The sequence below is a fragment of the Halopiger djelfimassiliensis genome (genome assembly GCF_000455365.1).
Taxonomy (GTDB): domain Archaea; phylum Halobacteriota; class Halobacteria; order Halobacteriales; family Natrialbaceae; genus Halopiger_B; species Halopiger_B djelfimassiliensis.
Genome location: NZ_HG315684.1, coordinates 1,061,315 through 1,075,059 on the forward strand (window position 1 = coordinate 1,061,315; position 13,745 = coordinate 1,075,059).

The 13,745-nt window shown below is 65.8% G+C and carries 12 protein-coding genes; 3 read left to right on the forward strand and 9 right to left on the reverse strand.

From position 1 onward, the window contains the following. Positions 1-46: 46 nt before the first annotated feature. Complete coding sequence (prf1, locus tag TX80_RS05300) at positions 47-1,306, reverse strand: peptide chain release factor aRF-1 (RefSeq protein WP_049921946.1); 1,260 nt, start codon at positions 1,304-1,306, stop codon at positions 47-49. A gap of 815 nt (positions 1,307-2,121) precedes the next feature. Between prf1 and minD the strand changes: the two genes are divergently transcribed. Beyond that, positions 2,122-2,958, forward strand: a complete 837-nt coding sequence (gene minD / locus TX80_RS05310; RefSeq protein WP_049921950.1) for a MinD/ParA family ATP-binding protein — start codon at positions 2,122-2,124, stop codon at positions 2,956-2,958. A 322-nt stretch (positions 2,959-3,280) separates the two neighbouring features. Then, entirely contained in the window at positions 3,281-3,811 is a 531-nt protein-coding gene (locus TX80_RS05315) for a hypothetical protein (protein WP_049921951.1), read from the forward strand. A gap of 93 nt (positions 3,812-3,904) precedes the next feature. Here the strand turns inward: TX80_RS05315 and argS are convergent, their stop codons facing one another. The 7 genes from argS to TX80_RS05350 form a co-directional block, all read right to left on the reverse strand. Then, positions 3,905-5,689, reverse strand: coding sequence for an arginine--tRNA ligase (gene argS, locus TX80_RS05320; RefSeq protein WP_049921953.1), 1,785 nt, complete (start codon positions 5,687-5,689; stop codon positions 3,905-3,907). 84 nt (positions 5,690-5,773) lie between these two features. Then, positions 5,774-6,445: a uridine kinase gene (gene udk / locus TX80_RS05325; protein WP_049922218.1), complete on the reverse strand. Its 672-nt coding sequence runs from the start codon at positions 6,443-6,445 to the stop codon at positions 5,774-5,776. Positions 6,446-6,497: 52 nt separating this feature from the next. Then, positions 6,498-7,040: an NUDIX domain-containing protein gene (locus tag TX80_RS05330; protein ID WP_049921954.1), complete on the reverse strand. Its 543-nt coding sequence runs from the start codon at positions 7,038-7,040 to the stop codon at positions 6,498-6,500. Positions 7,041-7,077: 37 nt separating this feature from the next. After that, positions 7,078-7,587 (reverse strand): hypothetical protein, encoded by a 510-nt coding sequence (locus TX80_RS05335; RefSeq protein WP_049921955.1) that lies wholly within the window; start codon positions 7,585-7,587, stop codon positions 7,078-7,080. After that, positions 7,584-8,183 carry a DUF7437 domain-containing protein gene (locus TX80_RS05340; RefSeq protein WP_049921956.1) on the reverse strand — a complete coding sequence of 200 codons (600 nt, stop codon included), beginning with the start codon at positions 8,181-8,183 and terminating at the stop codon, positions 7,584-7,586. The genes TX80_RS05335 and TX80_RS05340 overlap by 4 nt, the downstream gene beginning before the upstream one ends. Before the next feature lie 135 nt (positions 8,184-8,318). Then, on the reverse strand, positions 8,319-9,422 hold the full coding sequence (locus TX80_RS05345) for a threonine synthase (RefSeq protein WP_049921958.1): 1,104 nt from the start codon (positions 9,420-9,422) through the stop codon (positions 8,319-8,321). 2 nt (positions 9,423-9,424) lie between these two features. After that, positions 9,425-10,384: a succinylglutamate desuccinylase/aspartoacylase family protein gene (locus TX80_RS05350; protein ID WP_049921959.1), complete on the reverse strand. Its 960-nt coding sequence runs from the start codon at positions 10,382-10,384 to the stop codon at positions 9,425-9,427. Between the two features lie 155 nt (positions 10,385-10,539). Between TX80_RS05350 and TX80_RS05355 the strand changes: the two genes are divergently transcribed. Then, positions 10,540-11,919 (forward strand): MFS transporter, encoded by a 1,380-nt coding sequence (locus tag TX80_RS05355; protein ID WP_049922219.1) that lies wholly within the window; start codon positions 10,540-10,542, stop codon positions 11,917-11,919. Positions 11,920-11,946: 27 nt separating this feature from the next. Here the strand turns inward: TX80_RS05355 and TX80_RS05360 are convergent, their stop codons facing one another. Then, positions 11,947-13,476 (reverse strand): stage II sporulation protein M, encoded by a 1,530-nt coding sequence (locus TX80_RS05360; protein ID WP_049921961.1) that lies wholly within the window; start codon positions 13,474-13,476, stop codon positions 11,947-11,949. Positions 13,477-13,745: the final 269 nt, after the last annotated feature.

The following is a 13,745-nucleotide window of genomic DNA, read 5'->3' on the forward strand; positions in this document are numbered from 1 at the left end:
GCGTTCACGGCCGGCGGTCACGTCGACGGGGTCGTGATCGGTTCGATCAGACGCCGGTCGAGTATCGGAGGATGCCGGCGAAGCCGCCGAAGGCGTTGTAGAGCTGTTCGCCCTTCTCGAAATCGGTCGAGATGAACTTGGTTTCGGTGCCGCGCTGTTCGGCGATCTCGATGAGGTGGTCGATGGCGTCCTCGCGGTCGTCCTCGGCGGCTTCGACGGCGGTGCCACACTCGGTACACTCGTGTTCCGGCGTCGACTTGCGCCGGTCGATGACTTCGCGCTCGGTGGTATCACACTCCGGACACTCGTAGGTGACGACGTCCTTGCGAAGGTCCTCGCTGATCAGCAGCCGGTCGACCGCACCCATCATGAGGTTCTGGCGCGTCTGCTCGAACCCGTAGGTCGCGAGGTCGCCCGCGTTGAGTTCCTCGAAGAACTCCTCCATCTGCTGTTTGTCCTTCATCACCTCCGCGTCGGCCAGCGCGTCCTCGGCGCTGTCGACGAGGTCGTAGAGACCGGACTCGTCGGTGTAGGCGACGTCGAACTTGCCGATCACCGTATCCTGAATCTCGTGGTGGAGGTAGTCGCCGTCGAGGAACTCGTCTTTGGTCGGGGAGGGGCCGCCGACGAGGACGCCGTCGAGTTCGTGCCGTTTGGGGACGAACAGGTCGTTTGCCATCCCAGCGACTTCCTGATAGAAGTTGTCGATCGCCTCGAGACGCAGTCGGGCGAACCGCTGTGCGGACTGGCCACCTTTCCGCTGTTTCCCGGGGACGAGCGACGAGGCGGACTTGACGGGTTCGACGCGTTTCCCGCGCAGCCAGCCGACGTTCGCCTCACGTCGGTCGAGGACGATCAGGCCGTACAGGCCCTTGTCCGCGAGCATCTCCTCGAGCGGTTCCGTCAGGAAATCGGAGTCGCAGTGATAGCGGAACGACTCGACGGGCTGGGGCGGACTCTCGAGGACCTTCGTGACCATCTCGGTCCGGCCACCGCCGGAGTCGACGGCTCCGGAGAACAGCACCATCCCGTTTTCCGGCGGATAGGTGTCGTAGTAGCGGAGACGGTCCTTGATGCTCGTCAGCGCGTCCTGAACGTTCGTCCGGGTCTGCTTGGACTTGATGTTGGCCGCTTCGCTGTGTTCCTGCGTGACGTGCTGGACCACGTCGCTGATCTGCCTATCCTCGGGGACGTAGATCGTCACGAGTTGCGTTCCGGACCCCTCGTAGTCCTTGAGGTCCTCGATGACCTTCCGGAACTCGTATTTCTTCCGGTCGGATTGCTCCTGCTCGCCCTCCTGGCTCATTGGCCGTACAAAACGGTGCTGTGGGTAAGTATTCTTTGACACGGGCCGGTAATCCGACGACGGCACGGACCGGAACGCGAGCCGACAGCGCCGGCGGGGCCGGACCGGAAGCCACGATGGCGACACGACCGGGCCGATCCCGACGGTCGCTTACCGGATCGCGACTCGCGGCTCAGCGCAACGGTCCCGGATCGGTCCAAGCCACGACGCGCTCGCTCGAGCGACCGCGGCGAGATGCGCTCCTCGCGGGAATCCCCCGGGGACCCCGCCGGCCGCCGGACTCGAGCGGGCCGGTTCGACACGACCGCCGAACGCGACCCAAAAACGCACCTCGGACGCGCCGCTTGCCGTACCGAACGAACGGAATTTCGTCGAGACGTTTATGTCTCGGGAGCGGGTACGCAATCATGGCTTCGACCTTACCGGGTTGGAAGCCACGTCTCGGGTGCTTGGACACCCGGGGCATTTCAGCGCATGCCCCCCACGACGGTTCTGGAGACGGTAGCTTCCGACGAAAACTATCATTCAGAGTGACTTATATCTAGCGGTGAGTGTCGGAAACGATCCTCGAGGACTCCGCCGAAACGTCGCTCGTCGGCGCTTGTGATCCGTTTTTGTCGATCGAACCGTCCGAACGAACCGATCGTCACACCATCGACGACCATCACGGTTCGGCCGTCGACCGAATCCGTTCGGAGACGTTGCTTGCACCGAATGCGTACTGTAACCAATGTCCGTATCGCCGGCGAAAAACGGCTTCGCTCGGGGTGACGATTTAAGGTGTTGCCGTGCCACTGTCCGGACAGTATTCGAGTATGTCTCAAGAGACGGTATATGCTATCGCGAGCGGGAAAGGTGGCGTCGGGAAGACGACGACGACGGTGAATCTCGGCACGGCGCTCGCACGGGCCGGCGAGCGCGTGGCCGTCGTCGACGTCGATCTCGGCATGGCGAACCTCGCCGGGTTCGTCAGTCTCACCCCCGACTCGACGACCTTACACGACGTGCTGGCCGATGGTGCACCGATCGACGACGCGACCTACCGACTGGCGGACAACATCGTCGCCGTGCCAAGCGGAACCGGACTCGACGAGTACGCCGAAACCTCCCCCGAAGGACTGCGCGACGTCGTCGACGAACTCCGCTCGACGTACGATTACGTCTTTCTCGACGTCGGCGCGGGTATCAGTCACGAGACCGTGCTTCCCCTCGGACTCGCCGACGCCGTCTTGCTCGTCTCGACGCCCGAACCCGCAGCCATTCAGGACTCGAGCAAGACCATCGAGTTGACCGACCGCGCCGGCGGCGAGATCGCCGGCCTGATCGTTACCCGGACCCACGCCGGCAGCGACATCTCCTACGAGGAGATCGCCGACCGCCTCGAGATCCCCCTGCTCGGCACGGTCCCCGAGGATTCGGCGGCCCGCGAGAGCGTCTACGCCGGGACGCCGCTGGTGGTCTACGAACCCGAGGGTCCCGCCGCCGTCGCCTACCGGGGAATCGCCGGCAAACTGTCCGGACTCGATCTCGAGGGACCGACGGCCGAGCAAGACCCGGACGAGACCGACGAGACCGACGCCGAAGCCGACGACAGCGAGGCGACACGCGACGACGTCTCGAGTGCGATCACGGAGGCCGAATCCGATCCCTGACCCGCCGGCCGTTCGAGTCGCCCACGCGGGGTTGGCACCCGTTACCGGAACGGTAGGGACCGTCTGAACCGGCGGGTTCACCGCTCGAACCCCGGATTGCTATCGAATGCTGTGACTACGACGAACTCGAGAGAGTCGTCGATTCCGAACTGTCTTCCGTTCCGAACTGTCGTCGCCCGGTATCGGCCAGCGTCGCATAAACCCGGCGTTTCAGAGCCAGTGCGCCCGGTATATCCGTTTTCCACCGATCGTCGGACGATTTTTGAACGATCGGACCGGTACGAGCTAATTACTAATTCGGGACCTGATCGATTGCTCGAGCATGGAGCGACGAAAGATCCTCCTTGGCAGTGGCGCTGCACTCGCGACCGTGCTCGCGGGTTGTTCCAGTTCCGAGACCGACGAAGAAAACCCGGATGACGGCGAGGAGTCGCTCGGCGACGAGCCCGACTCCGACTCCGAGGACGAGTCCGACACCGATTCGGAAGACGGGGACGACAGCTACGACGACGTTCCCGGCTTCGATCACGATACACTCACGGTCAGTAGCGACCACCTGACGGTCACGGGCATCGAACACAACGGCGACCGGGCAACCGTCATCGCCGACAGCGAGATCACCGATAGGAACGCGCTGTACTCCGAACTCGAGGTGCTGGCCGAGGACCTCGCGGCGGCGGTCACCGACTCCGAGGCCTTCACGGAGGAAATCTCGAGGGTCGAGTGGGTGCTCGAACACGACGGCAACCAGCTGCTCACGTTCTACGCGGAAGTCGAGTGGATCCTCGAGTACATCGGCGAAGAGATCACGAAAGACGAACTGGTAAGCCGGATGCTCGAGACGAAAGAGTAGTCCAGCGGTCGAGCGCGTCGGCAGCTGTTTTCCGGCCGGGGAACACCACATGAGCCGAGCGTGTCTCCCGCTGGCCGGCCCCGATCGGTGAGTCTACATCGAGCGTGGCGCGGCCACGCCGAGGATAGACAGGGCGTTCGCGACCGTGTGTTTCGAGGCGGCCACCAGCGCCAGCCGCGCGTCCCGAACCGCGGGATCGACGTCGTCGCCCAGCACCGGACACTCCCGGTAGAAGGCGTTAAACCGGTCGGCGAACTCCCGCGTGTAGGTCGCGATCTGATGGGGTTCGAGATCGTCCGCCGCTTCGTCGACGACCGCCGGGAACCGGCCGATCGTCTCGAGCAAGTCCCGCTCGGCGGCCGAATCCAGCAGGTCGACGTCGACGTCCCCGTCGAGACCCTGCCCGGCGAGGTCGTCGTCGGGATCGATCCCGGCCGCCTCGAGGATGCCACAACAGCGTGCGTGGACGTACTGCACGTACGGCGCGGACTGGGCTTCGAAGTCGAGCGCGCGGTCCCACTCGAACGTGATCGCTTTCGTCGGCTGTTTCGCGACGATGTCGTACCGGACCGCGCCGATACCGACCTGATGGGCGATCCGCTCGACATCCGTTTCGTCCAGTTCGTCGTCGCGGATCCGGTCGTCCAGCCGGGTTTCGACCTCGTCGCGGGCGCGATCGATCGCCTCGTCGAGCAGATCGTCGAGATCGACGCCGGTGCCCCGCCGCGTGGACATCTTCCCCTCGGGCAGGTTGACATACGAGTACAGCACCTGCCGGAGCTGATCGGCGTCGTTGCCGAGCAACTCGAGGGCGGTCCGAAGCTGGCTGGCCTGCAGCTTGTGATCCTCGCCCAGTACCGTTACGGCCCGGTCGTAGTTGTCGAACTTCCACTCGTGGTGAGCCAGATCGCGGGTGGGATACAGCGAGGTGTCGTCCGAGCGCAGGAACACGAGGTTCTTCTCGATGCCGTGATCGGTGAGATCGAGTTGCCAGGCCTCGTCCTCGTACACCGCCTCGTCGAGGTCCTTGAGGCGGGAAACGACGTCGTCGGTCGAGCCGTCGCGCATGAACCGCGTCTCCTTGACGAACTCGTCGAACTCCGCGGGCAGCCGCTCGAGACACTCCGTCATGCCGCCGAGAACCTGATCGACGACTTCGCTGACCCGTTCGTAGGTCTCCTCGTCGCCCGCTTCGAGACCCTGCATGATCGCGTCGATCTCGGCCTCGGCCGCCTCGACCTCGGCTTCGGGCGCGTTCTCGAGGTAGGCGTTGCCCTTGCGGTAGTAGCGCACGAGATCGTACTCGATGCGGTCGCGTTCGGGCGGCTCCTCGAGGTCGTCCTCGTCGAACGTCTCGTAGGCCCACGTGAAGACGGCCATCTGGCGACCGGCGTCGTTGACGTAGTAGTGTCGGTCGACGTCGTAGCCGGCGTACTCGAGCAGGTTGGCGACGGCGTCGCCGATGATCGGGTTCCGGGCGCGGCCGACGTGAACCGGCCCGGTCGGGTTCGCGCTGGTGTGTTCGACGACGACCGACTCCTCGCGGTCGGGCAACGCCCCGTAGCTGTCGGCGGTCGCCGCCTCGAGCGTCTCCGCGCGGTAGGCGTCGCTGGGCAGGAAGTTGAGGTACGGTCCCTGTGTCCGGACGGCCGACACGTAGGTCAGTTCGTCGGCGTCGATCTCGGCGGCGATCTCGTCGGCGACCGCCGGCGGGGGTGTGCCGGCCTCGCCGGCCAGTCGAAAGGCGACGCTGGATGCCAGCACGCTCGCGACGTCTTCCGGCGGTTCTTCGATCCCGAGATCGTCGGTGGGAAAGTCGAGCGTCGACAGCGCCCCCTCGAGGGCACCCTCGACCTCCGCGCGAAGGGAGAGGAACATACCCGCCCGTATTCAGGGCTCGAGTAAAGGAATGTCGGGTTTCGTCTCACGGGCCGGACCGATCGACCGCCGGCATCGAATCGGTCAGTCCGTGGTCGGGCTCACCGAGCGTTCGCGCTCGGGGTCGCCGTCGGGGCCGTCGCTTGCGAGTTCGGCTTCGACCTTCTCGATCAGCAGATCGACCGCCATTCGGTTTGCCCCCTCGGGGATGATCACGTCCGCGTTCTTCTTCGTCGGTTCGACGAACTGCTCGTGCATCGGCTTGACCGTCTCGAGGTACTGGTCGATAACCCCGTCGAGATCGCGGCCGCGTTCGACGACATCGCGCTCGATCCGCCGGAGGATGCGGACGTCGGCGTCGGTCATGACGTAGACGCGAAGGTCGAGCATCTCGAGGATCGCCTCGTCGTACAGCGAGAGGATCCCCTCGAGGACGATCACGTCCGAGGGGTCGACGGTCACGCGCTCGTCCTTGCGGTTGTGGACGTCGAAATCGTACTGGGGCATCTCGATCGACTGCCCCATGAGCAACGCGTTCAATTGTTCGCGAAGCAGTTCCCACTCGAACGCCGACGGGTGATCGTAGTTGACGTTCGCCCGCTCCTCGTAGTCGAGATGCGAGAGGTCCTCGTAGTAGTTGTCAAGCGGAATGCGAGTGACGGCTTCGCCGACGGTCTCGGCGACGGTGCGCGCGACGGTCGTCTTCCCGGCTCCCGTTCCGCCTGCGATCCCGATGACGAACGACGGAATACTCATCGTCAGACCCTGGCTCGGGGCGCTCATTAATCCCCTGATACCGATCGGGCCGTCAGCCGAACAGCGACGCGGCGTCCCGGAACCGCCGTTCGTGTACCGGCCGGAACGTCTCGTCCGACGCGTCGAACGCCGACGGCGTCCAGAACCGCGCCGCCGTCGCGTCGCTTCCCGCCGTCGGCGAGCCGTCGGCGTGTGCCCGATCGACGACGTAGTGGATCATCATCACGTGCTTGCCGTCCCGGGGGGCCAACGTCGTCGCATCGAGGAGTTCGAGGGCGTCGGGATCGACGGCGACGCCGGTTTCCTCCTCGAGTTCGCGGGCCGCCGCGGTTTCGGGCTCCTCGCCGACCTCCATGTGACCGCCGGGGAGCGTCCACTCGCCGACGCCCGGCGGCACGCCGCGTTCGACACAGAGAACGGCGGGCTCCGAACCCGAGGTCGTTCGATCGACGACCGCGACGCCGGCACACGGAACCGGATTGTGCCAGACGACGTCCTCGCAGGTCGGACAGCGCTTCCGTTCGCGTCCGTCGAACGCGATCGTCTCGAGACCGTCGCCACATCGGGGGCAGTAGTCGGGTGGCCGGCTGACCATCTACTGTGGGTTCCGTGATGGGGGTATCAAAGGGTTTTCAATCCGTTTCCGGGCAGAGATCCTCGAGAAATCGGAAACCGTTTACGAACGTGATCGAATCGCCGTAACCCTCGCTGGCGAGTACAGCTTCAGCGCCCTCGCCGGCGGCGATATCGGTCGTATAAACGTACACCTCGGTCACCTCGCCGGCGGCGAGACGCTGCGCCGCTAGTGCAGCGAGCGCGGCGTCGGCACGTTCGACCTCGTCCGCCGGCCGGTCGTCGGTGTTGGCGATGTACCGCTGGACTCCGTCCATCACTCGCGAGACGACCGGCCGCGAGAAGTCGAGCGAGTCGCCGACGGCGACCCATCCGTCCTCGAGTGCGGTCTCAACGGGTGGCGTTCGAGTAGTCGAATCGTTGACGGACAGTTCGTCGTAGACTCGTTCCGGCACCAGAAAGGTAACGTCGTTTCGTCTGGCAAACCGGCGGACGGCACGATATCGGTTGTTCGACGGCTGCCCCATCGCGACGAACAGTCCGGTATCAGCGATATGGGTGGTACTCACGCGTCGTCAATCGTGTCTTGATCGTTGACACCAAGATCGGCGATCGACGCTCCCGCTGTCTCGATGGCGAAGTGTTCCCGGACGACGGGCCGAAGCGCCTGAAGGATGATCTCCGCGGCCAGCGGCGAAATATCGAGATCGCGAGCCATCAACCGGTGGGTCACCTCTCCGCGCTCCCGGGCAACGGCGTAAGTGAGCGCCGTTGCGAGGCCAGCAACTCCGTGTCGATCGATGTAGGTGTCGATATCTTCGTCGATCTCGCGTCGGCCGACGGCGTCGATCAGTGCCGGCGTGATCGTATATTCACGCTCGCCGTCAGCGGCCGTGACGGTCAGATCGATCTCGTGAGCGGCGTACGTCCGAGGCTGCCCGTCACTGGTTGCCTCGATGACGCCGGCATCATCGAGCCGGTTGACGTACGTGTAGGCTGTTCCCTGTGGGAGATCGAGCGCGTTCATCACCTCCCGGACGGTCGCTTCCCCTTCGCCAGCGAGGTACGCGTATAGCTGGGCCAGCTGCGGCTCCTCAAGGAGATCCGCGACCGAGAGAAAGTCGCGAATAACGGTGCCGTTAGCCCGGTTCGAGGTGCGTGACATGAGATTCGGTGCTTATTACAGTTTACAGCGAATCAGTAAAGAGTGTTTGGATGCCCCGTCCCCGAGTTCGCGGCCTGACACTATTCGTTTCAAGACCTCGTCACAACGGGGGCAGTAGTCGGGTAACCGACTGCATCAAAGCGTTTTCAATCCGCTTCCGGTCAGGGGAACGACGACCTCCGCGTCGTCGGCCAGGTGGCCGTCCGCGCGGTATCGCTCGAGGGCGGCCGGGGCGACCGCGCTCGTCGGTTCGACGTAGAACCCGCCGCGGTGGAGTCGATCGAGCGCGCTTTCGATCGGGTCGGAGCCGAGCGCGATGGCGTCGCCGTCGGTTTCGTCGATCGCCTCGAGGATCTCGTCCTCGCGGGCCGGTTCGGCGATCCGGATCCCGTCGGCGATGTCGCTGCCGTTCCCGTCCCCGTCGAGCGGGTCGTCCGCGAGCGCGTCGACGATCGGCGCGTGGCCCGCCGCCTGCGCGCCCAGCAATCGCGGCATCCCGTCGACGATGCCGGCCTCGTTCAACAGCGAGAAGCCACGATACGCGCCCAGAAAGAGCGTCCCGTGGCCGATCGGCAGGACGACGGCGTCGGGAACGGTCCAGTCGCGCTGGGCGGCGATCTCGAACGCGATCGTCATCGTGCCCGCGTAGAAGGCCGGGTTCCAGGCGTGGCTCGCGTACCAGCCCTCGCCGGCCTCGACGGCGTCGATACAGGCGTCGGTCACGTCCTGCCGGCTGCCCTCGACGCGGACGGGGCGGGCGTCGGCCCGCTGGATCGCCATCAGCTTCGACTGCTTGACGTCCGCCGGCACGTAGATGTCCGCCTCGAGTCCCGCGCGGGCCGCGTACGTCGCGATCGAGGCACCCGCGTTCCCCGAGGAGTCCTCGATGACCCGCTCGACGCCGAGCTCGATCGCCCGGGAGAGGGTCGTCGTCGCGCCCCGATCCTTGAACGACCCCGTCGGGAGGACGTACTCGAGTTTGAACTGCGCGTCCCACTCGGGGGCGTCGACGAGCGGCGTGAACCCCTCGTGGAAGGTCACGTGTCCCTCGATCGGGAGGAACTCGAAGAAGGTCCACAGCCCTCGGCTGGTGTCGAGTCGCGACAGCGGCAGCGGCTCGCCGTCCGGGTGGGGTCGGTCGGCGAACTCGAGCGCGTGACCGCACTCACACCGCCACGGTTCGTCGGGGCCGGCCGCGTACGTCGTCTCGCACGCGGGACAGCGGAGATCGGCTGGCATGGTTAGTAGGAGTCGATGTCGGTCCCGACTGAGCAGACGTACTCGCCGGTTGCAACCTGTGGCAGTCGTCGCGCACGCCAGAGGATTCCGTCGCTGTCGGCGGTGACAGTCGCTTTCGGTTCGCCGAAGGGGGTCGTCACCTCGAACAGCGTCTCGCCGCTTGCGACCTGCTCGCCGAGGTCCTTGTGCATGTCGACGAGGCCGCCGTTCGGCGCGCCGTACTGTTCGAAACTGCTGGCACGGGTCTGGCGCTCGAGGGCACCGTCCTCCTCGAGGAAACCGTAGTAGCGGAGGACGTTGAACACGCCGTCGACGCCCTTCCGGATGCTCGTCTCGTCCCAGCCGACACAGCCGCCGAGTTCCGGATCGACGGTCGGGACGCCCTTGTCCGGGGCGGCACGGGCGAGCTGGCCGTCGGGTCCTTTCTGATCGAGCACGTAGCCACAGCCGAACGCCTTCGCGAGTTCGAGACACTCGTCGTGGAGGCGGTGGCGTTTCCCACAGCGGACCCGGACCTCGTCGATCATCCGGCTGGTCGATCCCTGATGGAGATCGAGCACGAGGTCCGCTCGCGTCGCGGCCTCGAAGGTCGCGGCGGCGATCCGCTCGCTGGAGGTGCCGGTTTCGTCGCCGGGATAGGCCCGGTTCATCTTCGTATCGTCGATCGGATTCCGGTGTTCGGCGACCTGAAACGCGTGGTAGTTAACGATCCCGACGATCAGGATCGTTCCCGAGAGGGCCGCCGGATCGAGTTGCGGCACGACGCGCTGGATAACGCCGACACCGTTGAGTTCGTCGCCATCACTCGCTGCCTGCATGTACAGGGTCTTTCCCGACCGTTCGCCGTTGATCACGGCGACGGGCAGACCGAACGGGCTCCCGTCTCTGGTCTCGCCGATCTCGAGACGGCCCGTATCGATCTCGCCGGGCCCTGCGCTCGCCGTTCCGAGCGTCGTCGTCATGTGCCTGACGACGGACCGGTTCGTCTTTATACTGTCCTTTGAGATCGACTGTCCGGTTCGTTTGTAGCCGTACCGAACGGATTTCGTGGGGCATGTATACGAGCACCACGACCGTCGGCGGAAAACCAAAGCCGGTCGAGTCAGCACCCTCAGCCATGGGTCTCGAGCACGACGCCCCCGAAACCGAGGACGCCGATCCGTTCGACGCGTTTCGCCAGTTCTTCGCGCTCGAGCGGGACGTGCTCGTCCTCTCGGCGGCGATGTTCGCGTTCAGCCTCGGCTTCCAGATGACCAGCCGGTACATGGGCGAATACATGTACGCGCTGGGAGCATCGGCGTTCGTCGTCGGCCTGTTTGGCACCTTCGGGAACGTTATCAGCGCGATCTACCCCTATCCCGGCGGAGCGATCTCCGATCGTCTCGGGTCGCGGTACGCCCTGACCGTCTTCGGCCTGTGCTCGACGATCGGGTTCGGCATCTGGCTCGCCGCCCCCGCGCTCGAGGGGATCTCCGCCGGCCCGATCCCGCTCGAGATCGCCGCGATCTTCGTCGGGCTGGTGTTCGCACAGGCCTGGAAGTCGTTCGGGCTGGGGGCGACCTTCGCGATCGTCAAACAGTCAGTTCCGCCCTCGCAACTCGCCGCCGGTTTCGCGAGCACCGAAACGTTCCGCCGGACGGCCTTTCTCGTCGGGCCGTTGTTCGCCGCCGCGCTGTTTTTCCCCTTCGGCTCGACCGACAGCGACGTCGTCTTCGCCTTCCAACTCATCCTCGTGGTCGCCGTCGTCTTCGGCGTCGTCGGCACGCTCGTCCAGCATTTCCGCTACGACGTCGAGGAGGATAGCTTCGGCACGGAGTTCGCCGGCGTCGAGCAGGTGCTCGCGGATCTGCGGGCCATGCCGACCGAGCTCCGGCCGCTGCTGGTCGGCGATACGCTCGTTCGGTTCGCCAACGGAATGGTCTACGTCTTCTTCGTCATCGTCGTCACGCGATTCCACGAGGTCGGGCTCTCGCTGTCGGTTCCGACCGTCGGACCCGTCGATCTTTCCCCGCAGTCGTACTTCGGCGTGTTGCTGGGACTCGAGATGCTCGTGGCGCTGCTGGTGATGGTTCCGGCCGCCAAGGCCGCAGAGCGGGTCGGACTGAAGCCGGTGGTCGCGCTCGGGTTCGCCGTCTACGCCGTCTTCCCGATCGTGCTCATCAACGCGCCCGAAAGCGCCGCCGTACTCGCCGCGCTCTTTGCCTTCTCGGGACTCCGGTTTGCCGGGTTGCCGGCGCACAAGGCGCTGATCGTCGGCCCCGCGGAACGCGGGACCGGCGGCCGGGTGACGGGGACCTACTACCTCCTGCGGAACGTGATCGTCGTTCCCAGCGCCGCGCTCGGCGGCCTGCTCTGGGGCGGGGTTTCGAACCCGCTTACCGGCACGCAGCTGTTCGCGGGCGATCCCGCGCTCGCGTTCGCCATCGCCACGGCGATCGGACTCGTCGGGACGGGCTATTTCCTCGTGTTCGGCAAGGAGTTCGAGGCGTATCGATAGCGCCCGCGGCGGCCACCGCGAGCGCCCCTACAGGAACAGTCGGTAGTAGTACGGACTCACGAACCCCTCGATGACCGCCGCGACGGCAAGCAGGAGTCCGACGCCGAGCAGCACCCAGAACGCCCGCTCGAGCGCGTCGGCGAACGCGACGCGGCTGGCCCGGCCCCGATAAGCCCGCCAGCCGACCAACCCGAGTCGGATCCCGAGCGCGCTGGCGACGATGATCGCCGGGATCTCGAAGACGCCGTGGGGGAGGATAAACGCCGCGAGTTCCGCGGGTTCGACCTCGAGACGCGCGTAGACGCCCATGAACGCGCCGTTGAACAGGACCGAGACGATCGCCGGGATCACGAGGGCGACGCCGGCGTAGGTCGTCGTCATCGCGACCAGCCAGTTGTTACCGAAGAACTCGAGGGCCGCCGCCGGCGGAACGTGTCCGTCGAGACGGGCCGCGATCGAGGTGGTGTAGTGGCCGACGAACGGGTCGGCAGCCAGCCACCCGCCGGCGAACCCGAGACCGGCGAGGGCAACGACGACGGCGTGGGTGCCCGGCGTCGAGCGGACGAACGCGATCAGTTCGCTCCAGCCGCGCCCGAGTCCGTCGCGGAACTGGGCGCGCAACGTCCGCGTCGGCTGTGTCGGCGGCGCGAGTCGACCGCGGTACTCGACGTAGAGGGCGGTCTTCAACAGATCGAGCGCCGGCAACACGACGAGAACCGTAACGAGCGACGTGGCCGAGACGACGTCGACGAGCATGAGCACGCCGGAGACGGTCGACACCGCAAGCATCGTTCCGACCGACAGCGCGTAGTAGAACCCGGCCCCGATCGGGCGTCTGCGGACGAATCCGAAGCTCTTCGACACCGACCCGAACACGCCGGCGTCGTCGACGACGACGGCCACCGGCGCGAACGCGAACAGCGCCCTGACGGCCGCGAGCACGGCGAGTAACACGAGTATGCCGAGGAGCGCGACTGGCGCGGTGAGCAAGGCCGTCCCGGCCGCGATCGAGGCCGCTCCAACGGCCACCGCCGTGATGAGCGCGACGGCGACACCCACCGCGAGCCACACCAGCCCCTCGAGAACGTACAGCCAGAGGATGCGCGTCCAGTACCGGCGGACAGCCGCGATGCCGGCGATCAGTCCGCGCTCGTCTCGCAACCGACCGTAGCAGGCCCCGAGCTGGCCGGCGGAGATGACGGAACTCAACACCAGAAACAGGATCGCGACCGTGGCGATCGTGAGGAGAGCGAGTCCGACCGTCGCCGGCGTCAGCAGTTGCTCGACCGCCGGTTCGAAGCCGCTAACCCACTGCTGAAACGCTTCGGGTTCGGTTTCGGGATCCGGCGGTCCGGCTTCGATATCGGTCAGGTGCGCCCGGATCGTCTCGAACCGGCCGGTCGTCTCGAGATAGAGGTAGCCCACGAGCGCGGCGAGGAACGGGACGACTCGGACGATTGCCGGAATCGCCGCGCCGAGCAGGTACAGCGGAAGGATATCCCCCGGTCGGCGACGGAGCACCGCGACGGCGGCGGCGACGGGATCGGAAAGCGACATATCGATCGTTCGAAGGCAATTCAATTAAATGATCCTGTCGGTATCCGGAAGCCACCGGCTCAGTTGAACGTTCGGTCGTCGAACCCGTCGTCGGCGTCGTCGGCGGTTCGAGTACCCGAAAGCCGCGGCGTCATCTACCCACGGCTAAAGCCGTTGGCTTGAGCGTGGGACTCCCCTTCTGCCGACACGGTGTCGTAGGCGGTGTAATCGCCGTTCAGGGTCAACGTCCCGCTCTTTAGGGCGAGATGACCGTCGCCCAACCCCGAAAG

What these genes read in the sequence shown, in the direction of transcription:
- prf1 (WP_049921946.1), bottom strand. Translation starts at nt 1,306, where the DNA reads ATGAGCCAGGAGGGCGAGCAGGAGCAATCCGACCGGAAGAAATACGAG.
- TX80_RS05350 (WP_049921959.1), bottom strand. Translation starts at nt 10,384, where the DNA reads ATGACGACGACGCTCGGAACGGCGAGCGCAGGGCCCGGCGAGATCGAT.
- minD (WP_049921950.1), top strand. Translation starts at nt 2,122, where the DNA reads ATGTCTCAAGAGACGGTATATGCTATCGCGAGCGGGAAAGGTGGCGTC.
- TX80_RS05355 (WP_049922219.1), top strand. Translation starts at nt 10,540, where the DNA reads ATGGGTCTCGAGCACGACGCCCCCGAAACCGAGGACGCCGATCCGTTC.
- TX80_RS05345 (WP_049921958.1), bottom strand. Translation starts at nt 9,422, where the DNA reads ATGCCAGCCGATCTCCGCTGTCCCGCGTGCGAGACGACGTACGCGGCC.
- udk (WP_049922218.1), bottom strand. Translation starts at nt 6,445, where the DNA reads ATGAGTATTCCGTCGTTCGTCATCGGGATCGCAGGCGGAACGGGAGCC.
- argS (WP_049921953.1), bottom strand. Translation starts at nt 5,689, where the DNA reads ATGTTCCTCTCCCTTCGCGCGGAGGTCGAGGGTGCCCTCGAGGGGGCG.
- TX80_RS05315 (WP_049921951.1), top strand. Translation starts at nt 3,281, where the DNA reads ATGGAGCGACGAAAGATCCTCCTTGGCAGTGGCGCTGCACTCGCGACC.
- TX80_RS05360 (WP_049921961.1), bottom strand. Translation starts at nt 13,476, where the DNA reads ATGTCGCTTTCCGATCCCGTCGCCGCCGCCGTCGCGGTGCTCCGTCGC.
- TX80_RS05340 (WP_049921956.1), bottom strand. Translation starts at nt 8,183, where the DNA reads ATGTCACGCACCTCGAACCGGGCTAACGGCACCGTTATTCGCGACTTT.
- TX80_RS05330 (WP_049921954.1), bottom strand. Translation starts at nt 7,040, where the DNA reads ATGGTCAGCCGGCCACCCGACTACTGCCCCCGATGTGGCGACGGTCTC.